This is a genomic window from uncultured Mailhella sp., assembly GCF_944324615.1.
GTDB lineage: Bacteria > Desulfobacterota > Desulfovibrionia > Desulfovibrionales > Desulfovibrionaceae > Mailhella.
This window is the reverse complement of sequence record NZ_CALUWY010000011.1, coordinates 35,522-58,741: the sequence shown is the minus strand read 5'-3', so window position 1 is coordinate 58,741 and position 23,220 is coordinate 35,522. Positions and strand designations below refer to the sequence as shown.

Here is a 23,220-nt window from a genome sequence, read left to right as displayed (position 1 = left end):
AGGGCTGGCTCATCAAAGTGAAGCCCGAAGACATGGCCGCCGTGGACGCCCTCATGTCCGCCGACGCCTACAAGGCTTCCCTGTAAGCCTGCACCTCATAAACAAAAAAAGCCGCGCTTTCTCCGGAAAACGCGGCTTTTTTGTGCACAAAGGCCCGCTCCGGACGGCCTACCACCTGCTCGAATAGTGGCTTCTGTGGCTGGAATGGCTGTAATGACTGGCGTGACTTCTGTGACTGTAATGATACGCCGACAGCACGCTCCGGCTGTCGGGCATGACATCGGAAAAGACCAGCGGACGTTCCTGCAGATCGTGCGTCACGGCGTCTTCGCGGGGCAGCGCCGCTTCCGCCCTGCCGGAAGAAACACCGAACAGGGCAAGAATCAGCCCCGCCAGCATAAACAGTCTGTATACACATGTTCTCATACATGTCCCCCTGATGTGAAAGGTTTGATGAAGGTTTCGGGAAGAGCCGAAGAGGTGCTGAAAAAGCCGCAGCACTCCTCCCTGAGCGCGCAGGAGCGGCAGCGGGGAAGATAGATGTTCTTCCAGTCGGAAATGGAACGGCGGGCGTACCCGCGCACTTCCGCAGGGCACAGGCAAAGCGGAATATTGTACAGGGAAACGGGAATTCCCCTGCGTACAAGCGTGAGCACGGCATCCTTCACACAGGGGGCGTATGCTTCCGGGGAAACCTCCACCCGATCCCTGTTCGTCTCCGCATGGCCGTGCAGTTCCAGTCCCATGAAGGCCACATGGGCGCAGAACGGGAAGTAATTGCCCAGATGTTCCGCAAATTCCGCAAGATACCTGCAGTTGTACTGCGATATCACCGTTCGTATCTCCACAAAGAAGCCGTACCCGGCAAGGTTGTATATGCCCTGCTGCGTCTGTGCACAGCTTCCCCTCACCCCCGCCATCGCATCGTGGACGGCGTCGAGTTCGGAATGCAGGGAAACGCAGAAAAGAACGTTTTCCGCAGGAATGCCCGCCAGCCTGCGCACAAAGGCTCGGTCGGAAAAAAGCCGTCCGTTGGTCAGAACGCTGATCAGGGCTTCCGGGTGCTCCCGGGCGCTTCGCCTGAGAATGTCGAAAAAGGCTTTCCCGGCAAGCGTCGGTTCCCCGCCCGTGATGCAGCAGTCCGAAATGCTTCTGCCGCGTATCAGTTCAAGCACTTCCTCCGCCTGCCTTAAAAAACGCGCCGGATCGCTCTGCGCCGGAGGCTGAGGGCACATGACGCAGCGGCAGTTGCAGTTTTCCGTGAGGAACAGGCAGTTCTGGGAAGAGCCCTCCTCCCACAGCACCTCTATGGTGCCCGTTCCGTCCATGGCGACAATGTCGCCTTCGTGGAGCAGCCCGGGCTGCTCCACCCCGTAGATATGATGCGGATGAAACCATGATCCCCGCCCTCCGGAAGTAATGCATCCCTTGTAGCCCATGGCCGCATGCGTCAGCTCCTCGCAGACAAGAACAGCCCGGCTCCGTGCATAAAAGGGCCTTCCTGCAAAGGTCACTTCTCCCACAAACGAGGAAAAAGCTTCAGAAGCTCTGCCTTTGAGTGTCAACATGACCTGTTCACCAGCTCCGCGTTTCCGGTTATCCAGCTCCAGATGATGTCCCTGGTTGTATCGTCGGCATGACGGAGCATGTCGAAAAGCCCCGTCAGTATGCCCTTGTGCTTGATGCAGAAGGGCGCATGCGTCATGTTCCGCTGCTCGTTTCCTGTCTCCAGATAATTGCGTACGGGGTCTGTTCCGCAATAGGCCTGATACACGCAATAGGCACAGGGAAACGTTGTTTCAAGGCAGGATACAAAGGTCAGCTTCTTCAGGCGTGTGACGAATATCTCCCTGTAGTCGTCGGTCTTCACGTTTCCCAGGCAGAAGTGACGATCCCCCATTCGGGCAAGCATGCGCGCCTCATCCGAAGGAAAAACCGAACCGTCGAAATCGTAGATGGCCCCGCTTATACCCGCGCCCGCAGGCGACTGAAGATCGACAAAGCCCGTGGCAAAGGGAGACAGTATGCGCGAGAAAAGAAGCGTGGCAAAATACTCAGGGAAAAACACCTTCCTGTTGAGTTCCATGATATAGCGGAGAGCTTCCAGATACTTTTCCACAAAGCGTTCCATGGAATAGCCGAGTGTCGCCGCCTCTTCTGCCGCAAAGCCGTAGGGATTGAGGGAGCGGAGAAATATTCCGTCCATGCCCAGGCGCAGGTATTCATCCGTCACGTCCCTGAGATGATCCAGAGAAAAGGCGGTGGTCGTCATCAGCGCGCCCACCCTGTCCCTGCCCAGGATATCCCGGGCAAGTGCCAGTTTCTCCAGAAAAACACGGTACGTTCCCCGGCCCAGCCTGTCTTTACGGCATGCGTCATGAACAGCGGCATCCCCGTCCAGCGAGGTGGAAACGGCCACGTTGTGTTCACGGCAGAATTCAAGCTGTTCCCGCGTTGCCGCCGTGAGGTTGGTGCACAGCACGAAGGAAACCTTTTTCTCCAGACGCCGGGCCAGCTTTTCCGCATAGGCGACCGTGGCTGTGACGACTTCCCAGTGAAGAAGAGGCTCGCCCCCCTGAAACTCAAGCTTGGGGTGCTTCGTCGGCGACTGAAAAATCATGTCCACCGCCTTCAAGGCCGTTTCCACGTCCATGTCGTACAAGGAGGCATCCTTTCCGGCACAGGATACCTGACAGTAAGAACAGCGCTGATTGCAACGCAGGGTGACCACCAGCATGTGCAGCGAGGTGAACTCCCGGAGAAAGGATTTCCGCGTGCGATACCTTGCCGCCGTCTTGTGCAGGGCAACCTCGATATCCTCTCCGGCGCAGAACAGATGCGACTTCAGCCTGAAAAAATGTCCGTCATCCTCCGGCAGTTCATGACGCAGGAAACGCTCGAAGACCTGCTCCGGCAGAAACAGAAAATCGCCGCATTCGTTCACCATGAGCACGTCGTGCTGATCCGTACGGCGGAAACGGAAGGGAAGAAGCGTATACCCGGACATACCTAACTCACCGGAGAAAACGCATACTCGACAATCCGTTTTCGGAGATCGCCGAATTCCTTCTGCAGATCCAGCCGTACCTGACAATCCACAAGATCATTCATGAAGCTCCTCAGCGTGCTTTCCTGCATGCGGGCGCCGTGCTTGTCGCAGAGAGTGATCCGCACCTTGTCCTCCTGATGGGGCACAACGGAAACATAGTATGTTTCCGCGTAGATATCGGCTACCGTCAACACGCATTCGCGGTTGAAGAACACCTTGTCCGCGTACACAAAGCCCAGACGCCCGTCTTCACTCACGGCAAACGGCATTTCCATGCATGGAGCTCCTTCCGGTGTAGATTCCGCAGCAGGACGGATCGGCAGAATGCGTCGCGCCGCACATGATTTATTAACCTATTGCTTATTTTTCTAAGCTATAGGTTAATTTTTTTTTTGAACACAATGGGCTAGCAGAAGGATATGAAGAAAAAATCGGATGCCTTCGGCCCGGTGCTCCGCCGGATACGCCTGGAAAAACACCTCACGCAGGAAGAACTGAGTGAAAGGCTCGGCGTTGCCGCACCCTACGTCAGCATGCTGGAAAGCGGGCACAAATATCCCAATCTGGAAATGTTCTTCCGCATCGCCGAAGCTCTCGACGTGCGTCCTGCCTGCATCATGGAGGATATGGAAGAAAGAATCCGGCGCAGCATCTGAAAAGTCCGTCCGGCCCCCCCTCCCGGCCCGCAGACACGAACGCCCCGGCACGGGAACGCGCCGGGGCGTATGTTTACAAAAAACGCAGGGACGATGCAGGCTTCCGCACGCCTTCGGAAAGGTGCGCCTACGAAGCCTTTTTCCCGCCGGTTCCGGCCGGTTCCGTCAGATCGGGATGCAGTTCACCCATGGTTTCATAAAGCTGCGACAGGGCGATGAGGCAGTCGGCGCGGGTGGAGATTTCCGCAAGTTCCGCCTCGGAAAGGGCCGACTGGGCGGTGAGCAGATCGAGGTAGGAGCCGGACTGCAGCTCGTAGCGCATTTTGGCGTCGGCATAGGATTCCCGGGCGCTGGCCACGGCCCGCCGGGCCACCTGCACGGCGCGGTAGGCGTCCTGGGTGGAAAGCAGGCTGGAGCGCACGGCATAGGCGCAGTTGTTGACCGAGGAGCGCACCGCCGCCTCCAGCGCGGAAACCTGCCTTTTCGCCTGCTGGGTGAGGTACATGCGCCTTCCGCTGGAAAAGAGCGTCCAGTCCACGGAAAGCCCCAGTTCCCCGTAGGCATAATCCTTCTGCGTGTAGCGGCTGCCCGCCGCGTCCAGATGGCTGCCCGTGGTGGACCAGCCGAGTATGGCCGAAACCTGCGGCCAGAACTGACTTTTGGTGATGCCGAGATCCTTCAGGGCTATTTCCACCGATTTTTTCGCCATGAGAAGGTCGGGCCTGTGGTCCATGGCCTGCTGAAGGCAGGCTTCCAGCGAACGGCGGAAGGGCAGAAGATCCAGAGCCCCCTCATAGTTGGTGGGAGCGTCCGGCGGAAGGTCGAGCAGCGTGTTCAGCCTCGTGAGCCACACGTCGCGCTCGTTTTCATACTGGATGAGCAGGGCCTCGGTCTGGGCAAGGTCGGTTTCGGCCTGCAGCACGTCGAGCCTCGGGCGCAGACCGATGTTCCACGCGGTCTTGGCCATGTTGAGCTGCATTTTCGCCCGCTCAAGGGAACGTTCGGTACTGCGTATGCTCTCAATGGCCTTGAGATAGGTGACAAAGGCCTCCTGCACGGCGGCCGTCACGGAAAGGCGCTGGGATTCCAGCTGCAGGGCCTGCCGCTCCTCTTCCAGCGCCGCCTTCTGATAGCTGTTCAGAAGGTTGAAGCCCGTGAACAGCGGCTGGGAGGCCGTCACCGTCATGGTGGTCACGTTGGGTTCGTAGCGGGAGGGGCGGTCCTTGTTGTAGCGGGAATAGCTGTAGGAAACTCCGAGTTCCGGGCCGAAGGCGCTCCGCGCCGCCTTGCGCGCGGATTCCGCGGCCTGCACCGTGAACCGGGCGTTCTCCACATCGGGGTTGTGCTCAAGGGCGCGCATCACCGCCCCCTCCATGGAATAGCTTTCCCCGGCTTTGACGGACGGAGACAAAAACAGTATAGAGACGAAAGCCGCGCAGCACACAGAACGCCAGAACATGGGAAACTCCTTCAAGGTACCTTCCCTGTCTAGCTCAAAGGCGGCCGTATGTCACTCCCCGCCGGGGTCACGGAGCAATTTTTCGTTGCATGCAGGGCCGCTCAAGATTATGAACAAGGCGGCCCTCTTCCGCGCCGGCGGGCATGTTTGCCGGCAATCTCATCGGATATTCGGAGCACCCATGGATTACAACATTTTTTCCGTCTTCGCCAGCGCAAGCCTCATCGCACAGATCATCATGATCATTCTTATTGCGCTCTCCATTCTGAGCTGGACCGTCATCATCAGCAAGATGGTCATCCTTTCCGCGGCCGAACGCAAGGCCACGGCGGGCATTTCCCGTTTCACCGACGCGGCGGATCTGCGCCAGGCCGTGCAGAGCCTCGGCGGCGATCCTTCCTCCCCGCTCTACGGCGTGGCTCAGCACGGCGTGCGTGAGTTCAACAACGGCAAGGAAGCCGGCGCCGACGAAGGCGTGGTGGTGGAAACCGTGCGCCGCGCCCTGAATCAGGGCGTGGGTCTGGAAATCGACCGCCTGCACAAGAACCTCTCCATCCTGGCCACTGCCGCCAACACCGCCCCCTTCATCGGTCTGTTCGGTACGGTGTGGGGCATCATGACCTCCTTCCACGCCATCGGCCAGATGAAGTCCGCATCCCTGGCCACCGTGGCCCCCGGTATTTCCGAAGCCCTCATCGCCACCGCCATCGGCCTTGCCGTGGCCGTGCCCGCCACCATTGCCTACAACATGTTTCTCGGCAAGCTCGACAGCATCGAAACCCGCCTCATCAACTTCGCGGGCATTTTCCTGAACCGCGTGCAGCGCGAAGTCAACGTGCACCGCTCCCGCGGCAACGACAGGTAGGTCGGCGCCATGGCCAGAAAAAAAGGCTTTGTCTCGGAAATCAACGTGACGCCCTTCGTGGACGTCATGATGGTTCTGCTCATCATCTTCATGGTTACGGCGCCCATGATGGATTCCGGTCTGGACGTGGACCTTCCCCAGGCCAAGCAGGTGGATACCCTGCCCACGGATTCCGAACATCTCGTGCTCACCGTGCGTGAAGACGGCACGCTCTTCCTCGACACCTATGAAGTGCAGCTGGAAGAGCTGGAAGAACGTCTCGCCGCCATTGTGAAGGAAAAAGACCGCGCCCTGTTCCTCCAGGCCGACAAGGGCGTGCCCTACGGCACCGTGGTGGACGTCATGGGACGCATCAAGGCCGCCGGTATTGAAAAACTGGGCGTGGTGGCCATGCCCAGCACGGAAACCGCTGCCCCCGCGCAGTCCGGCAGCGCCCAGAAGGGCCGCCGCTAGGCGGAATATGTAATCCCATGCGAATAAGCAGTCTTTTCCTATCCATACTGCTGCATCTGGCGGTTCTGGCCTTCATACTCTATGTGCCGCTGCGTCCCCCGCTGGACATCACGCGGCCGGTGTATCAGGTCAGCCTCGTGATGGGTGCGCCGGGCGGTGAAAACCTGCCCTCTCCCGTGCTGGGCGCGCGTGCCCCCGTGACGGGCAAGCAGGTGGTGTCCACCGAATCCGCGCCCAGGCCCAAGGCGGAACCCGCGCCCGCCCCGGCTCCCGATGAAGCCCCGGCACCCGCCGTGGAAGTCCGGCACGAATCCAAGCCCGAACCCAGGCCGGAGCCGAAGCCGGAACCCAAACCCGAGCCTCAGAAGGACCCGGTGCAGATTCCCCAGAAGCCCGAACCCAGGCCTGAAAAGAAACCCGAGCCCAAGCCGGAGAAAAAACCGGACCCCAAGCCCGAGAAGAAGCCCGAACCCAAGGCGGAAAAAAAGCCTGAGCCCAAGACCGAAAAGAAGACGGATGCCAAGGCCTCTTCCAAAAAGGACAGCAAGGCTTCCAAGAGCAGCGACAGCGGCAAGGACGCCCTGGCCGACGCTCTGGCCGATGTGCGCAAGCAGGCGCGCTCCAACAGCTCGGGCAAGGGCGGCGGCACGTCCGCTTCCCGCGCTCTGGCCGACCTGGAAAAGCAGGTGGGCCGCACGGGCGTGGGCGGTGGCGGCGGCGAAGGCGACGGCCCGGGCGGCGGCGGCATCTACGACGTGTACGCCGCGCAGGTCATCCTTGCCGTGCAGCCCAACTGGAGCATGCCCACCTACTCACGCAACAACATCGTGGTGCAGGTACGCATCAAGCTCGACAAGCAGGGCCGCGTGCTCGACTGCCACATCGAACGCTCCTCCGGCAGGCCGGAATTCGACGCTTCGGCCGTGAACGCCATCATACGCACCAAAACCCTGCCCCCGCCGCCCACACCGGCGCAGCAGGATCTCGTCATCAGCTTCAATTCCCTGCAGATGATGGGACGCTGACATATCAGGGAAAGCGCGGACCCTCCGGGGTCTGCGCTTTTTCGCAGAAACATTCCGGGCTGTCTTTTCCTGAACGTTCAGGAAAAGCGGCCTTTCCGCTTTCTTCGCACGCCGGTTCCGGTTCCGCCGGGGCCTGATCGGGAGTCTTATGAACACGTCATCGCCCTCCGTTTCGCGCTTGTTCCCGGGAAAACGCCTTTCCCCGCTCTTCAGGGGCATGGGGCCCGCCGCGCTCATCGCCCTTCTTCTCACCCCCGCGCCCTCGGCGGGCGCCACCTTCACGGCAGACACCATAGGCGGCTATTCCACCCAGGTGCTCGCCCAGATCCTTCAGGTCTGGCAGGAACCCATGGGCGCGCGCGGCACGGCCGTGCTGGAACTGACCATTGATCCTTCCGGTTCCCTTGCCGGCTGCGCCATACGCAAGAATTCCGTCACCCCTGCGGCCGACGCGGCCCTCTGCGCCGCCGCCCAGAACGCCGCGCCCTACCCTTACGCGCCCTTCGGCGCCCAGGCCGTGGTCTCTCTCGGCGTGTCCTACACCGGAGGAAAGGCGGAAGGGAGTGTGGAGCGCGCCCCGAGCTATGCCGAAATGCTGCGCCAGTCCATCGCGCCGCGCATCATCATGCCTCAGGGGCTTTCCGGCTCATGGACAACCGTGGTACGCATAGACGTATGGGCCGACGGTTCGGTCAAGGACTGCCGCATCACCGCTCCTTCCGGCAACGCGCAGGTGGATGCGGCCGTCATGGCGGCGGTGCAGAGCCCGGGCGCCATCACCCCGCCCCCGGCCCACATGGAACAGAGCGTTTCCCTTTCCTTCACTCTCAGCGCCCGCTGAGCCACAGCCCACGAGGAATTCCATGCGCAGTTCACGCTTTTTCCCGCTGTTTTTCGCAGCCCTCGTCTGCCTTCTCTGCCTTGCCCAGCCTTCTCTGACCGGGACGGCTCTCGCCGAGGAGGCGAAAGAGGAAGCGCAGGAGCAGAACGCTCCCCTGCCCGACGCCAAGGAGCAGGCCGAGGCCGCGGCCAAGGCCCGCGCCGAAAGCGAGGCGCAGGCCGCCGCCCGCGCCAAGAAGGAAGAAGAGGCCCGTGCCGCGGAAGCGGCCAAAAGCGTACAGGAAGCCTGGGAAGCGCTGCTCGCCTCCCACAACGCCCAGCTTGCGGGCATCATCGAGCATTCGCAGACGCTGAAGGACGGCCTTTCCGAACTTTCCTCCAGCACCAAGCAGAGCATTGCCCAGCTGGAAGAGGAATTTCAGAAGCTCGACGCCCTCTCGCAGGTGCAGGGCAGCATGCCCTCCGACCTTACGGTGCTTGCGGAAAGGCTGCACCGCATCAAGGACCGCACCCAGTCGCTCATAAAGCCCCTCATGAACACCAAGGAAGAGCTGGAAAAGGAAAAGCAGGCCCTTGCCCTGCTCGACAAGTCCCTTTCCGGTCAGAGCGACGTGGACAGCAAGATTTCCTCCCGCCTGAAGGAAGCCGACAAGAACATCACAAGGCTTCAGAAGAACTACGACACCATCATCGCCCCCGCTCTGGAGCTGATTGAATCGGTGCAGGGCCGCATCACGGCCATCATGAAGGAAATGCCCTCGCTCTGGAACAGCTACTACTTCCAGTCTTCCGGCCACATCTACGACGTGGTGGCCCTGAGCAAGGACTTCCGCAATCTGGGTTCCCTGCGTGAGCTGTATTCGCTCCGCATCACCACGGAACTGCCCAGCTCCATGGACGCCCTCGTCACGGTGTTCGTGCGCATAGGCACCTCGCTGCTGTTCTTCGCGCTGCTCGGCCTTGCCTTCACCCGCACCGCAAGCCGCCGCCTGCCGGAAACCATGCTGGGCGGGGTGCGGCGCGTCATGCGCAACAGCGCCATATGGATAGCCCTCGGCATTTCCATTCACCTTTCCGCCTGGGGCGACGGCAGAATGTATCAGATGGTCGCCACCCTCGGCACCATGTGCCTGTGCTGGGGCCAGATGCTGCTTGCCTGGGACCTCTATGAGTTCGAGAACCCGGAAAGGCCGCGCCTTTCCCCGCTCTGGCCCATGTTCCCGCCCCTGCTCATAGGTATGGTGCTGCTCAACTTCGACCCGTTCCCCCTGTTCATCTGCGTGGTGTGGGTCGTGGTGCAGACCGTGGACCTGTGGAAGACGCGCCGCCTGCCCCTGCCGGCCCAGCCCCTGCCGCGCGCCATCATGCGGCTCTATACCGTGCAGCTGTGGATCACCCTTGTCATCAGCCTTCTCGGCTTCTCGCGCCTTTCCATTCTCATCAGCATGTGCTTCACCTCCGTCACGGTGACCATCATGCTCTGCGTGTCCATCTTCAAGGTGGAACACCTCATTGAATCGTATCTGCCCAAGGAAGGCACCATCGCCGTCATGGCCAGCCTCGCCATGGCCCTCGTCATGCCCGTGGTGCTGCTCATCGCCGTCATGGCGGCCGTGGTGTGGATACTGGCCTACCCCGGCGGCTACTTCCTGCTCCAGAACATGGCCACCCTGGGCTTCAACATCGGCAACGTCTCCCTGAACGCCATGCAGATACTCAGCATCTTCATTGCGTTCTACCTCACCCGTGCCCTGCTCGCCGTGGGCAACACCTTCATGGCCGGCATGCAGACGCAGATATCGCGCATCTCCGTTTCCCTGCTCGCCCCCATACAGGCCATCTACAAATGCCTGCTCTGGGCCTTGTTCGGCCTCTACGCCCTGAAGGCCCTGGGCTTCAATCTCTCCAGCCTCTCCATGATCGCCGGCGGCCTTTCCGTGGGTATCGGTATCGGTCTCCAGAACATGGTGCAGAACTTTACCAGCGGCATTTCCGTCATCTTCGGCCAGACCATACGCGAGGGCGACGTGGTGGAAGTGGGCGGCATCACCGGCGTGGTGAAGAAGATCAACATCCGCTCCACCATGGTGGAAACCTTCGACAACGCCATCATCTTCATTCCCAATTCCAGCTTCCTGAACAGCACCTTCACCAACTGGACGCACAACAACCGCCGCGTGCGCAAGGAAATTGCCGTGGGCGTGGCCTACGGTTCCGACGTGCGCCACTGCCTCGACCTCATGCTGAAAACCGCCAGAGAACATCCGAAGGTGCTCTTCTACCCCGAACCTACGGCGTTCTTCATGAACTTCGGCGCAAGTTCCCTGGATCTCGTCCTGCGCTTCTGGGTGCGTGAGTACAACGACAGCACGGTCGTCACCTCCGACATCCGCGTGAAGGTCAACGAAGCCTTCACGGCGGAAGGCATAGAAATATCCTTCCCGCAGCTCGACGTGCACCTGAAGACCGATGAGGAGGGCGCCGTTCCCCCCATCCCCGGACTCAGAAAGGAAGAGCCCGGAGAAAACCCGGAAAACACCATGCCCGCCGATAACAAGGCCGGCGCATAAGAAAAAAGCCCCCGCCCGGAAAAGGACGGGGGCTTTTTTCTGCCGGAATCCCGGAAAAAGCGCTTCGCGCAGGCCCCTTGCTGTCGGAGCGCACGGCCTCACCATGCCCGAAAGCGGCCGGAGACGGCACAACACAGAAACAACGCGGAAACAGCCCCGTGAGGGCACAGGCCCCTGCTTCTGCGGCACTCTGCCGTGCAGGCATAGCCTGAGGCCCATAAAGGCGCAGGAACATGCCGCGACGCGCTCCGTTGCCGGAGAAAGAGCTTTATAAGGGGCCGCAAGGGGGATTTCCCGCTTACCGGAAGGGAAGCCCTGCAGAAAACGCCCTCCCCACGGAAAAGGAGACGCGGGAAACGTGGGCAGGAAGAGAGGGGCACAGGCCCCTGCTTCTGCGGCACTCTGCCGTGCAGGCATAGCCTGAAAGGCCCATAAAAGCGCAGGAACATGCCGCGACGCGCTCCGTTGCCGGAGAAAGAGCTTTATGAAGGGGCCGCAAGGGGGATTTCCCGCTTACCGGAAGGGAAGCCCTGCAGAAAACGCCCTCCCCACGGAAAAGGAGACGCGGGAAACGTGGGCAGGAAGAGAGGGGCGCAGACCTTCCCGCCCTGCAAAAAAACACGGCCTCACCATGCCCGAAAGCGGCCGGAGACGGCACAACACAGAAACAACGCGGAAACAGCGAGGGCACAGGCCCCTGCTTCTGCGGCACTCTGCCGTGCAGGCATAGCCTGAAAGGCCCATAAAGGCGCAGGAACATGCCGCGACGCGCTCCGTTGCCGGAGAAAGAGCTTTATGAAGGAGCCGCAAGGGGGAGTTCCCGCTTACCGGAAGGGAAGCCCTGCAGAAAACGCACCCCACGGAAAAGGGGACGCGGGAAACGTGGGCAGGAAGAGAGGGGCGCAGGCCCTGCGCATGAGATAACGAAAACGGTATGCGGGAAGGCCCGCGCTCATTCGGAAAAAACCGTCACCCTGTCGCGCCCGTTCCGCTTGGAGGTGTAAAGCGCCTGATCCGCCTGATCCACCAGCGTATCAAAGCTTGTGGCCTCGCCCAGACCGCGGCAGGCCACGCCCACGCTCACGCTCAGCATGCCTCCCGGCACGCCGGGGTGGGCTATGCCCGCCTGACGCACGCCCTCACGGAGCCTTTCCGCCACAATCTGCGCCGCCGCAGAGTCCGCGCCGGGAATAAGCACCACAAACTCTTCCCCGCCGTAGCGGAACACCGCGTCGGAATGCCTGTGCAGGCTTCCCCTGGCGATGGACGCCACCTGACGGAGACAGTTGTCCCCTTCCAGATGCCCGAAGGCGTCGTTGTACTTCTTGAAGAAGTCGATATCAAACATGATGACCGCCAGAGGAAGCCCGGATATGTCGGCCTTTTTCCTCTCCTCCAGCGCCCAGCGGTTGCCGAGTCCGGTCAGCGCATCCCGCAGGGAAAGGCGGGCGTATTCGTCGCGCTCCTCCATGAGCAGGCTGGTGCGCATGTTGAGCCGCTCCATGGCGCTCTGCAGCACCGGCAGCATGTCCATGATCTGCTGCATTTCCCGGATCCGCACCGGAGAAAGCTCTCCCGGTTTTCTGCCCTTCCGCAGGTCACGCAGAAAATCCACCATGCTGAGCAGAGGATTCAGAATATGGAAGCGGATCAGCACGCAGATGCCCAGAAGCAGGCCGGAAACGATGCATCCCAGCAGAAAAAAGCGCATGCGGACACGGGAAGCCGTGTCCTCGACCTTCGACATGTCCGAAGCTATCTTCAGCACTTCCCGGGTCACCGCATAATCCAACAGGGAATGCAGGCCGTCCCTCAGGCGTTCCTTGATGACGAACGCCTGCTCGTCCAGCTCGCGGAGGCTCTGCCTGTACGCCCTCACAGCCTCCCGCCCTTCCTCCAGGGCCATGCAGTCGGGTTTCCGGGCGGCATTGCCCTTGCAGATGCCGTCGACTCCGGCAATGTCATCAAGATCGGATGCCTGCATATCGCCTTCCGAACCGTCGTCGGAAGGCATGCGCCCGTGCGCCTGGAAGGACAGGGACCCGAACTGCCGCCCCGTGCGCAGCGAAAGCCGCCCCAGCGTCCTTTCCAGCTGAAGTGCCGTCTCGTGCAGCTCGTCTTCGACCTGAACAATCTTTTCCTTCAGATCCAGAAGACGCATGATATCGGGCTTGAGATGCAGCACCTTCTCATGAAACTCGCTGCTCTGTTCAAAAACGGCTTCCGCAATGAGCGCCTGCGCAACGACACGGGCCTTCCGCAGCACATCCGGCCTGTCGGACGTGTAGATGAGCTCCAGCTGCTGACGCATCGTTTCGATATTGACGAGTATCCGCTGCTTGTCGATAAGCTGGGGAAGATACCTGTCCTTCGTCAGTTCGGAAATGTTTTCTATATGATGGAACGTACTGTACACATACAGAAACGAGCCCGCGAGGGAAAGCACGAGGACCAGAAAGGTCAGAAATACGACCCTGTGCAGGCTTACTCTGCGATATTTTCCGGCCATGGTACGCTCAATAGATGCTGAAGGGGAAATACTTGCGCGCAATGCGGCTGTATTCGCCGCTGAGCCTTATGATCTTAAGGCTTGCATTCACATCCCTGAGCAGCTGCTCGTCGTCCTTGCGCACGCCTATGCACGCCTTGTTCGTCGGGCTGTCCAGCTCCAGCGGCAGGGCTTGCATGGTGTAGGCCGAACCTTCCCTGCTCAGAAGAAAATCGTACGCCGCCAGTCCGTCGATGATGACGACATCCACTTCCCCGGACTTCAGCGCGTTGAGCATGGCCGGATGATCGGCATAGGTGTAAAGCTCGGCCACGCCCTTCCACATTTTTTCGGCCAGCGCGTTCTGTGCGGTGCCCTTCTGCGTGCCGAGTCTTTTTCCCTGCATCCATTCCCTGGTCACAGACACGCCGTTTCCGGTGATGTACAGGGAACGGGAATGGTAGTAGCTGTCGCTGAAATTCATGTAGCGCTTTCTGTCGGCCTTGACCGCCAGTCCGGCCACGGCCAGATCCAGGCTCCCCTGTTCCAGCGAGCTGAGAATATCATGAAAGGCCATGGGAACAATGACGCATTCGCGTTTCATGGTTCTGCAGATGGCATTGGCAATGTCGAAATCGAAACCGGAGGTGTTTCCCTGCGCATCCTGCATGGAAAACGGAGGATAGTCACGCTCCACGCCCACCCTCAGCGCAGGGCGGTCCTCAGGTTCCGGCGCGGAAAAAAAACGCTGCTGAAGTTCCCGGGTCAGTGCCTTGTTCTCCGCATTTTCCGGATCAAAAACAAAGCCCTGCTGCATCTCTCTGGTGAGAACCATGTGATCCGCATTTCCCGGCTCCGAAGCGGCATGCTGCTGAAGCTCCCTGCTCTGCGCCGGCATATCCGCAGTTTCCGCCCGGGCCGCCGTATCGCAAAGGGAAAAGGCAAGCATCAGCACGACTGCCGCAACGACGCGAATCATCTCCGCAATGCGAAACATGATTCTCCTCCACGGACCACATTCTTACTGCCTTCGGCGCCCTGCAGCGGCGGCAAAATGCCCCGTTCTGCAGACAGGCACCGACTGCGGCCGAAGCGCCCGGATGAACGCCCGGTCTCCCCGCTTTCTTTTCGGAAGGCGCCGGAAATCCGGCAGAACACGGCAAAAGGCGCATGAACGCCATGGCCTGTTCCCCCACCTCCGCCGGGCGCACGGCCCGGAGCGCCATCATGCGCCCCTTTCCGGGCCCGGAAAGATGGCATATCTTCCCCTTGACCGAACGACTTGTCAAGACGGCATCATGGCGGAAATACCGGCCAAAACGCATGTGCGACGCTTCTTTCCCGCCGGGAAAACTCCCCTCAGCCCGGCCGCATTCCGCCCGTACAAGGCCCTTCTCCCGGCAGGCCGGGCCCCCTTTACCGCGCGAGAAACATCGGGGAAAGCAGCCCGCTCATGCGGGGGAGCCTCCGCCACGCAGGAAGCAGCGTTTCTCGTATTCCGTGCTCTGGAAAGCCGCAGGGCGCGCAGGACGGAAAAACAGGCCGGGGACGCTTCCGCCTCCGGCGCTCAGAAAAGGCCGTCCCCCGGAAGCATACAGAGCCTTCCCGCGCGGAAAAACGCCCTCTGCCGGAACCTGCCGCCTTTCCGGCGCGATGCTGCATGGCCGAAGCCGTTTCCCTGCCGCGCAGACCATGCCGACGCCTCCGCACACAGAAAACATCGGGGAAAGCAGCCCGCTCATACCGGGAAAAACCATGGGGCATTGCCCGCCTCGCGGGGAAAAGGCGCGTCTTTCAGGGATGCGCTCTGCCCTGTGCCCCGGCAGGGCGTTGCCATACTGTCCCTGCGGTTTCCTATTTCTGCAGAAGGCTCCGGGCATAGGCGTGTATGCCGTTGGCCAGGCCCTGCGCCACCCTCTGCCGGTGCTTGCTGCTTTTCAGGCGCGCGGCCTCGCTCTTGTTGGTGCAGTAGCCTATTTCCACCAGCACGCTGGGCATGGAGGAACCCACCAGCACGAAGAAGGGCGCGCCCTTCACCCCGCCGTCGCGGGTGGAGGCGCCGTTCTTCTTCAGATAGCTCAGGGTGTTCTGCTGTATGCGTTCGGCAAGGCGGCGCGATTCGCTGGTGCGCGCGCCCGTGAGTATTTCGGTGAGGATTTTGTCCATGTCCCCGAGGCGGCCGCTGTCGGCGTTTTCCACCATGGCCAGACGGCTTGCCGAACTTGAGCGGGCAAAATCGAGAATATAGGTTTCCAGGCCCCGGATGGAGGTGTTTTCCGAGGCGTTCACATGGATGGACACGAAAAGATCGCCCTTGTTGCGCCGGCTGAAGTTCACGCGGTCCGCCAGGGATATGCCCTTGTTGCCGCTTCGCGTGAGGTACACCTTGTAGCCCAGTTTTTCCAGAATCTTCTTCAGGCGCTGGGCCACGTCGAGGTTCACGTCGCGTTCCACCACGCCGTTGTGCATGGCCCCCGGGTCGCGGCCGCCGTGCCCCGGGTCGATGATGATGGTCCGCACCGAAAGCCCGAGCTGGGCGGCCAGCATGTGCGAACCCGTGCGGTCCGGCCTTTTGATGTTCGAGGCTTTTTCACTCTTCGTCTTCCGGCCGGAGGAGGAAGCCTTGCCCCCGTCCATCTTCTCGCGGTATTCCGCCGCTATTTTGGCGTGATCCGCCCGGGAATAGCGGCGGGCGATGTGCTCAAGGTGCACGATGGCCTTTTTCTGATCCTTCAGAAGCTCGTTGTACACCACGGCGGCGCGGAAGAGCGCGTCGTCGGCAAGGGCGCTTGCAGGGAACTTCCTGGCCGCCTGCTCATACACGGAGGCGGCCTTTCTGGCATCCACCGCCGACTTGGTGACCTTCGCCTTTTCCTCCAGCGCCACGCCGCAGCGGAACAGCGCCGCCACGCGCAGATTCCACTTGGGGTTGTTGTCGTACACCTTGCGGAAGGCATCGGCGCAGGCCTGCCAGGAATTGGCCCCGGGCCGGGACTCCTTCAGGCGGGCAAGCTGCGCCTTGGCTCTTTCGTAGTCAGGCGGATTGGCGGCAAAAGACTCTGCGGGCAGGCAGAAAAAAAGAAGGAGCGCAAGGAAGATCAGGGTGAAAAGGTTATGTTTCTGAGGCATGTTTCAATCCGCATCCGGCCCATCCGCCGACTGATTCCACCTCCGGCGGGCAGAGCCGTGAGGACAGACACTCCCCGGAGGGAGCGTTCACATCCCAGAGGAAAGCTGCTGAAGGAAGTAACGAAAATTTTTTTCATTGTTCAGCACACCCCCTTCTCCTGTCAATGGAAAAACTGCCTTTGTAACAAAAAGCATGGCCGCAGGCGGCCTGCGCGCCCCGAAGCCCCGGCGCAGAAGGCTTCTCCGCCCTTCCGCCCGGCGGCCTGCCCGTGAAAAAGGGCCGGTGACCTGCGCCCGCAAGGCCTGCCGCGGCAGGAGCATGCACCGTTCAGGAACAAGATCCCTGACGGACGGCGCTGCCCTTCCCCCAAAAGCCCCTTTTCCCGCCCCTGTGCGGGCCTTACCCCCTGTGCCGCAGGCCTTCCCGCCTTGTGCGGCTTTTCGCGGAAGCCGTGCGGAAAAAGGCGCGCCTATGCCCGGGACTGCCGGAAAAGGGTGAATTTTCTGTGAATTCGACAAAAGTTTCCCCATTTAAATAGGTTTTACTTTAATTATTGTTGACTTTTTGCTTTAAATTGTGAAAAAATGAGCTAACTCTTTCTACGCACATTCAACACTGGAGGAGAATGCTATGCGTAAACTCGTTGCCTTCCTGGCCGGAGCCGCCCTTGTCACGGGGCTCTGCACCGCCCCCGCCCCTTCTCAGGCCTATGAGGCCATCTGCGGCCCTCTGGGCGTTCTTCACTATCAGAAAGAGAAGTCCTACGGCGGCTATGTGCTCTACACCAACCATCTGGGCGGCACCAAGACCTACCTCATCGACCTCGAAGGCAATGTGGTGCACGAATGGAACCACGGCCGTCAGGCCTTCATGGCCGAGCTTCTGCCCAACGGCCACCTGCTGCGCGCCGAACAGGGCCCCGGTTCCCCGGTGACCTTCGGCGGCTGGCACGGAACCCTGCGTGAATACGACTGGGACGGCAACGTGGTGTGGGAATACACCATCCGCGACGAGAACAAGGTGGCCCATCACGGCTTCGACCGCCTGCCCAACGGCAACACCGCCATGCTCATCTGGGAAAAGATGAACTGGGATGAAATGATCGCCAAGGGCCGCGACCCCAAGGACCCCACCATCTATAAGGACGGCTTCAAGTACCCCGACGGCAAGGTGCTCGAAGGCGTATGGCCCGACGCCATCATCGAAGTGGACCCCAGCGGCAAGATCGTGTGGGAATTCCATGTGAAGGATCACATCGGCACGGCCAAGGACCAGTGGGACCCCAACTATCATCTTCCCTTCGGCTACATGCCCGCCTACTTTGCCGGCCCGGACTGGACGCACTGGAACTCCGTGCGCTACAACCCCAAGACGGACCAGTATCTGGTGAACTCCCGCGACTGGGGTGAAATGTACATCATCGACAGAAAGACCAAGAAAATGGTCTGGCGCTGGGGCAACCCCTACGCCTACGGCGCGGGCACCAAGGAACAGGGCTACGCCCGCAACGGCGACCAGATTCTTTTCGGCTCCCACGACTGCAACTGGCTGCCCAACGGCAACCTGAGCATCTTCGACAACGGCACCATGCGCCCCAGCGGCAACCACAGCGCCGCCTATGAAATAGAACGCGACGGCACCTTCAACGGCGGCAAGATCGTATGGTCGTTCAAGACCCAGGATCCCAACAGCTTCTATTCCGACTACCAGAGCGCCGCGCAGAAGCTGCCCAACGGCAACTGGCAGATCACGGCCACCAACAACGGCCATGTGTTTGAAGTCACCCCCGAAGGCGAAGTGGTGTGGGAATTTCTGAACCCCATGTCCGGAGACGAACCCTACTGCGTGAAGAAGGACAACAACCCCTGGACGCAGATTCACCGCGCCTTCCGCTATGCGGCCGATTCTCCCCAGCTCAAGGGCCGCGACCTGAAGCCCATCCGCAAGCTTGCGCCTTCCTGCCCCGACTGGAAGAGTCTGCTTGAATACAAGGCTTCCCCCAACGGCGGACGTCCTCCCAAGGTGGAAAACGCTCCTACCACCGATCTGAAGGGCTATGACTACGACCAGCCCAGGAAGTAAACCCTGAAGGGCGGCCCTGCGGCCGCCTTCCCCCCCCCCGGCCGCTCCGAAAGGAGCGGCCTTTCTTTTTGCCCGCGGCTGGCGTTCCCCTCCTCCCCCCTGCGCCTGTCCGCGTACAGCTGAAGGCCCGGCAAGGCAGAAAAGGGCCTTGCGCCTTCACGCTTCCGCCCCCCCTTTTCCCCGGGCTTCCGCCGCCTTTTCCGGGCCTTTCTGTATGCTGCGAAGGGCCTTTTCCAGCCTGCCGCAAAAAAAATATCGGTTCTGCAAATTTTTTTGTTGACAGCCCCGGCCTTCTTTTATAAAAGACCACTGTTCCTACTGTGCGGGAGTAACTCAGTGGTAGAGTGCAACCTTGCCAAGGTTGAAGTCGCGGGTTCAAATCCCGTCTCCCGCTCCATATAGATATAAGGGCCCGTCATCTGACGGGCCTTTTCTTTTATCTTTTCTTCCTGCACAGGCTCCGTCCTGTTCTCTGCCCGGAGCCCGCCCTTCTTCTGCAGGCAGCACCTTTCTCCGCCTGCATTCTTTCCCCCAAAAACATGCCTTCCGCAGAAAAGCGCAGGGCCATGCCCCTTTAAACAAAAAACCGGAGGGGGAAACCCTCCGGCGGTCAGGCTTTGTTCAGGCTCATTCGTCCCTGGCGCATTCGGAGCGGAAGTCGGCCTCCTCCTTCTTCACCAGCCGGAAGAGCACGGGACTGAGCAGCAGGATGGCAATGAGGTTGGGTATGGCCATGAGCGCGTTGCAGGTATCGGCCAGGAGCCAGACAAGGTCGAGCTTGATGAGTATGCCCACGGGTATGGCAATGCAGTACACCACGCGGAAGGGAAGCTGCGCCCTGTCGCCGAAGAAGTAGATGGCGCAGCGCTCGCCGTACACGCACCAGCTCATGGCCGTGGTAAAGGCGAACAGGGAAAGGCACACCGTCACCACAATGCCGCCCACGCCGGGCAGCACGCTTTCAAAGGCGGCGGAGGTTACGGCCGCGCCCTCTTCGGCATGGCACCACTCGCCCGTGACCAGCAGGGCGAAGGCCGTGAGGCTGCACACCACGATGGTGTCGATGAAGGTATCAAGCATGCCTATGGTGGCCTGCGTCATGGGGGAACGGGTGGACGCGGCGGCATGGGCCATGGGGGCCGTGCCGAGTCCCGCTTCGTTGGAGAAAATGCCGCGGGCCATGCCCATGCGTATGGCCATCATGATGGAAGCGCCCGCCGCGCCGCCCTGGGCGGCCGTGGGCGTGAAGGCTTCGCGCAGCACCATGAGGAAGATGCCGGGCACCTCCTCTATGTGCATGGCAATGACCACCAGCGCCATGGCCGCGTAGCACAGGGCCATGGCGGGCACGATCTTGCCGGCCACGGCGGCGATGCGCTTCACCCCGCCGAGCAGCACCAGACCGGAAAGCAGCAGAAGCACCGCGGCGGAAAGTTCGGGAGCAATGCCGAAGCCCGCCTCCAGCACGCCGCCTATGGCGTTGCTCTGCACCATGGCTCCGGTGCCGATGCAGGCCACGATGCCGAAAAGCGCAAACGCGCTTCCCAGCCACATCCAGCGGCGGCCCAGGCCGTTTTTAATGAAGAACATGGCTCCGCCCACCCAGTTGCCCGCAGGGGTGCGTTCCCTGAAATGCACGGCGAGCAGCACTTCGCTGAACTTGGTGGCCATGCCCACAAGGGCCGTCATCCACATCCAGAACAAGGCCCCGGGGCCGCCCATATAGATGGCCGTGGCCACGCCCACGATGTTGCCCGTGCCTATGTCACCGGCAAGGGCCGTCATGAGCGCGTTGAACGGAGAAATTTCCCCGTGCTCGGAATCCTGACGCCGCCCTGCCCAGGCATGGCGCATGCCCCGGGCAAAGTTGCGGATGGTGAAGAAACGCAGCCCTATGGTAAGATACAGGCCGGTGCCGAAAAGGAGCACCAGCATGCACGGGCCCCAGACGAAGTTGTTGACAAGCGTAAGCCATTCCATGTTGCAGTACCTTTATGGAGAAAAGCAATAATTCCTCATGGTATCGCATAATAATACAAACAGCAAGGCAAAACCTAAAAGCCACAAGCGTGACGCAGGCGGCACAGCGCCGCGCACAGGGCCTGCGCCGCAGGCTTTTTCCCCCTGTTCAGGTGCGCTCAGCAGGAAAAGGGCGCTGCCGGGCCGCAAAAAAAAGCTCTGGCAGAGCCAGAGCCTTTCGGATCATGACCGCCCCGCACAGGCGGGACGCATAGGGTAAAACCTTACTTTGCAGGGGTCATCTTGAAGCGGTAAATTTCGTGTACTTCTTCCTTGTAGCCGGGATACATGCCCTTGGTCATGCCGAGCACGATGCGCGCGCCGCGGTTCTGATGCACCAGAAGGTCGCCGGTGGAAGGATCGACGCAGAGGCCTTCAATTTCACCCTGACGGATGGTTTCGGTAAAGGTCTTTTCCAGAATCACGGGAGCGTAGGTATCGGAGGAAATGTCCACACGATAGAGATGGTCGGGTTCATTGTCGTCGGCCGTGCCGTCGTCCGCCGTGAGGAAGAGGGAACCGTCATAGTAGAATATGCCCTGCACCCACTGCGGCACGGGCTGCAGATGCACCTTGCGCAGATAGTTGCCGTCCAGGTCGTATTCATAGAGGTAACGGCCGGATTCCTCGCCCACCCAGGAGCACATCCACACGGTGCCCTTCACCGGGTCCACCGTGATGCCGGAGGTTTCCTGCTGACCGGAGGCTTCGTTGAAGGGGAAGGCACGTTTGAACTTGAGGGTGTTCGCGTCGTACACGGAAACCTGAATGTCCTTGCCCACGCCGTCCATGAAGTTTTCCACGCCGCAGTAGATTTCCCCGTTGTACACGTCGATGTCGCCGAGGTGATTCACCGCCTTGGTGTAGCCGGTTTCAAAGGGCTTGTCGTTCTTCAGGACCAGCTTGCCGTCCATGTCGTACTTGTAGAGCACCTTGCTGCAGCTGACATAGATGTACTTGCCGTCGCAGGCCACACCCTGGCGGCCGTCGACCTTCATGACATCCTTCAGTTCGTAGGTGTACTTGGGAGACATGTCGGGTTCAGGAAGAGCCTGAGCCTGACCGTACACACCCAGAAGCATGGCCCCAGCCGCCGCAAAAGCGAAGAACCTGTTCATATACCCTCCTCAGGGTTGAAAAAGACTCCCGAAATGGAAGTCTTTCAACGCGACGTTAGAACAAAGCTCCCGCTTCCGCAAGGGAGAAGATGCGATACGGCAGAACCTCTGCGGAAAAGCTGCACGGCCTTCTTTTCTCCGGCACTTCAATCAAGAGAAGTGCACGGATATCGTGCATGCCCTGCGCCGCACAGGCTCCCCGGCAGAAGGCGCCCGGAAGCTCCGGCGCGCATCCGCCCGGAACGCCCAGGCCGGAGCGCTCACGCGCGGGAAGCGTGCACCTCCACTTCCATGCCCTGCATGAGGGAACGGGTGATCATGCAGCCCTTCACGATTCTGAGACAGTGTTCCAGCGTTTCGCGGTCCGCCTCGTCCACATCCACGCGCACGTCGATGTCGATGCGGGTGACGTAGGAAACGCCGTCGCGCTGCACCTTTTCCGCGCGGCCCGTGCCCGTCATGCTGCGGTACTGCACGTCGCGGGCCAGAAGCGCGGCATTCAGGGTGCCGCAGAAGCAGTCCAGCGCGGCGGAAACAAGCAGCGCGCGGGCCGTGCCCTGCCGCTTTTCCGGCGCGACGGTGGCAAAATCGGCGTGCATGTCCCCCAGAAGGGGGTGCCCCGTATGGACGGTGAAGCCGCGGGGGGTCTGTTCAAAGGTGACGACATCGCTCATGACAAAGCTCCTTGCTGGTAAAACGTGAATCCGGCGCAGAGGCACGAAGGCGCGGGATACGGGCAGAAACGCCTCTGCGGAAAAAGGCCGCAAAAAAAGCCGCCGGGGCATGACCCTGCGGCGGAACGCCTCAGCGGGGGCAGAGCACGCGCAGCAGGGCGAGAAATTCCCTGCGCGGTATTTCCTCCGCACCGAGGCGCAGCATGTGCGGCGTGGTCTGCTGGCAGTCCACCACGGCCACATCCCGTTCCCGAAGCCAGGAAATGAGATGCACCACGGCGGCCTTGGAAGCATCCGGCCGCAGATGAAACATGGATTCTCCGAAAAAGGCCCGGCCCCGCAGCACGCCGTACAGCCCCCCGGCCAGTTCCCCGTCCTGCCACACCTCCACGGAATGGGCATGGCCGAGAACATGCAGGCGCTCATAGGCCTCCACCATGTCGGGCACAAGCCAGGTACCATCCTGCCCCGGGCGCGGAACCGCGGCGCAGGCGCGTATGATGCGGGAAAAGGCACTGTCCACGCTGAAGCTGAAGCGCCCGCTGTTCAGCACGCGGCGCAGGCTTGCGCTCACATGCAGCCTTTCGGGAAAAAGCACGCAGCGCGGATCGGGCGACCACCAGAGAATGGGGGAATCGGCCTCATACCAGGGAAAAATCCCGCGGGAATAGGCGTAGAGCAGCCTTTTGGGGGAAAGATCGCCCCCGGCCATGAGCAGGCCGCCCTCCAGAGCGCGTTCCGCAGGGGGAAACCATAACGGCCCGCCTTCGGGCATCCACGCAAGAGGGGCCG

19 protein-coding genes and 1 tRNA gene are annotated in these 23,220 nt (G+C 60.9%); 8 read left to right on the top strand and 12 right to left on the bottom strand.

The window, feature by feature from the left end:
- Positions 1-168: 168 nt before the first annotated feature.
- Genes Q0K07_RS04505 through Q0K07_RS04490 form a run of 4 tightly spaced genes read right to left on the bottom strand, consistent with a single transcriptional unit; the run spans position 169 to position 3,324 of the window.
- The gene (locus Q0K07_RS04505) at positions 169-426 is read right to left on the bottom strand and encodes a hypothetical protein (protein ID WP_294557037.1); all 258 of its coding nucleotides are present in this window, start codon (positions 424-426) and stop codon (positions 169-171) included.
- Positions 423-1,568 carry a His-Xaa-Ser system radical SAM maturase HxsC gene (hxsC, locus tag Q0K07_RS04500; RefSeq protein ID WP_294557034.1) on the bottom strand — a complete coding sequence of 382 codons (1,146 nt, stop codon included), beginning with the start codon at positions 1,566-1,568 and terminating at the stop codon, positions 423-425. Before hxsC ends, Q0K07_RS04505 begins: the two co-directional genes overlap by 4 nt.
- Positions 1,562-3,007 carry a His-Xaa-Ser system radical SAM maturase HxsB gene (hxsB, locus tag Q0K07_RS04495; protein WP_294557031.1) on the bottom strand — a complete coding sequence of 482 codons (1,446 nt, stop codon included), beginning with the start codon at positions 3,005-3,007 and terminating at the stop codon, positions 1,562-1,564. The genes hxsC and hxsB overlap by 7 nt, the downstream gene beginning before the upstream one ends.
- Before the next feature lie 2 nt (positions 3,008-3,009).
- Complete coding sequence (locus Q0K07_RS04490) at positions 3,010-3,324, bottom strand: hypothetical protein (protein WP_294557029.1); 315 nt, start codon at positions 3,322-3,324, stop codon at positions 3,010-3,012.
- 144 nt (positions 3,325-3,468) lie between these two features.
- Between Q0K07_RS04490 and Q0K07_RS04485 the strand changes: the two genes are divergently transcribed.
- Positions 3,469-3,705, top strand: coding sequence for a helix-turn-helix transcriptional regulator (locus Q0K07_RS04485; protein ID WP_294557026.1), 237 nt, complete (start codon positions 3,469-3,471; stop codon positions 3,703-3,705).
- Positions 3,706-3,832: 127 nt separating this feature from the next.
- On the opposite strand, the gene Q0K07_RS04480 is transcribed toward Q0K07_RS04485, so the two are convergent.
- Positions 3,833-5,164, bottom strand: a complete 1,332-nt coding sequence (locus tag Q0K07_RS04480; protein WP_294557024.1) for a TolC family protein — start codon at positions 5,162-5,164, stop codon at positions 3,833-3,835.
- 181 nt (positions 5,165-5,345) lie between these two features.
- Between Q0K07_RS04480 and tolQ the strand changes: the two genes are divergently transcribed.
- From tolQ to Q0K07_RS04455, 5 genes are all read left to right on the top strand, one after another.
- Positions 5,346-6,029 carry a protein TolQ gene (tolQ, locus tag Q0K07_RS04475; RefSeq protein WP_294557021.1) on the top strand — a complete coding sequence of 228 codons (684 nt, stop codon included), beginning with the start codon at positions 5,346-5,348 and terminating at the stop codon, positions 6,027-6,029.
- A gap of 9 nt (positions 6,030-6,038) precedes the next feature.
- Entirely contained in the window at positions 6,039-6,482 is a 444-nt protein-coding gene (gene tolR, locus Q0K07_RS04470) for a protein TolR (protein WP_294557018.1), read from the top strand.
- 17 nt (positions 6,483-6,499) lie between these two features.
- Positions 6,500-7,507, top strand: coding sequence for a cell envelope integrity protein TolA (gene tolA / locus Q0K07_RS04465; RefSeq protein WP_294557015.1), 1,008 nt, complete (start codon positions 6,500-6,502; stop codon positions 7,505-7,507).
- Positions 7,508-7,655: 148 nt separating this feature from the next.
- Positions 7,656-8,348 (top strand): TonB family protein, encoded by a 693-nt coding sequence (locus Q0K07_RS04460; RefSeq protein ID WP_294557012.1) that lies wholly within the window; start codon positions 7,656-7,658, stop codon positions 8,346-8,348.
- Positions 8,349-8,370: 22 nt separating this feature from the next.
- Positions 8,371-10,917 (top strand): mechanosensitive ion channel domain-containing protein, encoded by a 2,547-nt coding sequence (locus Q0K07_RS04455; RefSeq protein WP_294557010.1) that lies wholly within the window; start codon positions 8,371-8,373, stop codon positions 10,915-10,917.
- A gap of 952 nt (positions 10,918-11,869) precedes the next feature.
- On the opposite strand, the gene Q0K07_RS04450 is transcribed toward Q0K07_RS04455, so the two are convergent.
- The 3 genes from Q0K07_RS04450 to Q0K07_RS04440 all read right to left on the bottom strand — a co-directional run bounded on the left by Q0K07_RS04450 (position 11,870) and on the right by Q0K07_RS04440 (position 16,534).
- On the bottom strand, positions 11,870-13,426 hold the full coding sequence (locus tag Q0K07_RS04450) for a GGDEF domain-containing protein (protein WP_294557008.1): 1,557 nt from the start codon (positions 13,424-13,426) through the stop codon (positions 11,870-11,872).
- A gap of 7 nt (positions 13,427-13,433) precedes the next feature.
- The gene (locus Q0K07_RS04445; RefSeq protein ID WP_294557006.1) at positions 13,434-14,402 is read right to left on the bottom strand and encodes an ABC transporter substrate-binding protein; all 969 of its coding nucleotides are present in this window, start codon (positions 14,400-14,402) and stop codon (positions 13,434-13,436) included.
- An 857-nt stretch (positions 14,403-15,259) separates the two neighbouring features.
- Positions 15,260-16,534: an N-acetylmuramoyl-L-alanine amidase gene (locus Q0K07_RS04440; protein ID WP_294557004.1), complete on the bottom strand. Its 1,275-nt coding sequence runs from the start codon at positions 16,532-16,534 to the stop codon at positions 15,260-15,262.
- 631 nt (positions 16,535-17,165) lie between these two features.
- Here Q0K07_RS04440 and Q0K07_RS04435 point away from each other — a divergent pair.
- Both Q0K07_RS04435 and Q0K07_RS04430 read left to right on the top strand, forming a co-directional pair.
- Positions 17,166-18,617, top strand: a complete 1,452-nt coding sequence (locus Q0K07_RS04435) for an aryl-sulfate sulfotransferase (protein ID WP_294557002.1) — start codon at positions 17,166-17,168, stop codon at positions 18,615-18,617.
- 322 nt (positions 18,618-18,939) lie between these two features.
- A tRNA-Gly gene (locus Q0K07_RS04430) sits at positions 18,940-19,014 on the top strand.
- Positions 19,015-19,244: 230 nt separating this feature from the next.
- Here the strand turns inward: Q0K07_RS04430 and Q0K07_RS04425 are convergent.
- The 4 genes from Q0K07_RS04425 to aat all read right to left on the bottom strand — a co-directional run bounded on the left by Q0K07_RS04425 (position 19,245) and on the right by aat (position 23,203).
- The gene (locus Q0K07_RS04425; protein ID WP_294557000.1) at positions 19,245-20,597 is read right to left on the bottom strand and encodes a sodium:alanine symporter family protein; all 1,353 of its coding nucleotides are present in this window, start codon (positions 20,595-20,597) and stop codon (positions 19,245-19,247) included.
- A gap of 263 nt (positions 20,598-20,860) precedes the next feature.
- On the bottom strand, positions 20,861-21,754 hold the full coding sequence (locus Q0K07_RS04420; RefSeq protein ID WP_294556998.1) for a hypothetical protein: 894 nt from the start codon (positions 21,752-21,754) through the stop codon (positions 20,861-20,863).
- A 260-nt stretch (positions 21,755-22,014) separates the two neighbouring features.
- On the bottom strand, positions 22,015-22,428 hold the full coding sequence (locus Q0K07_RS04415; RefSeq protein WP_294556953.1) for an OsmC family protein: 414 nt from the start codon (positions 22,426-22,428) through the stop codon (positions 22,015-22,017).
- Positions 22,429-22,558: 130 nt separating this feature from the next.
- Entirely contained in the window at positions 22,559-23,203 is a 645-nt protein-coding gene (gene aat / locus Q0K07_RS04410) for a leucyl/phenylalanyl-tRNA--protein transferase (RefSeq protein ID WP_294557040.1), read from the bottom strand.
- Between the last annotated feature and the right edge of the window lie 17 nt (positions 23,204-23,220).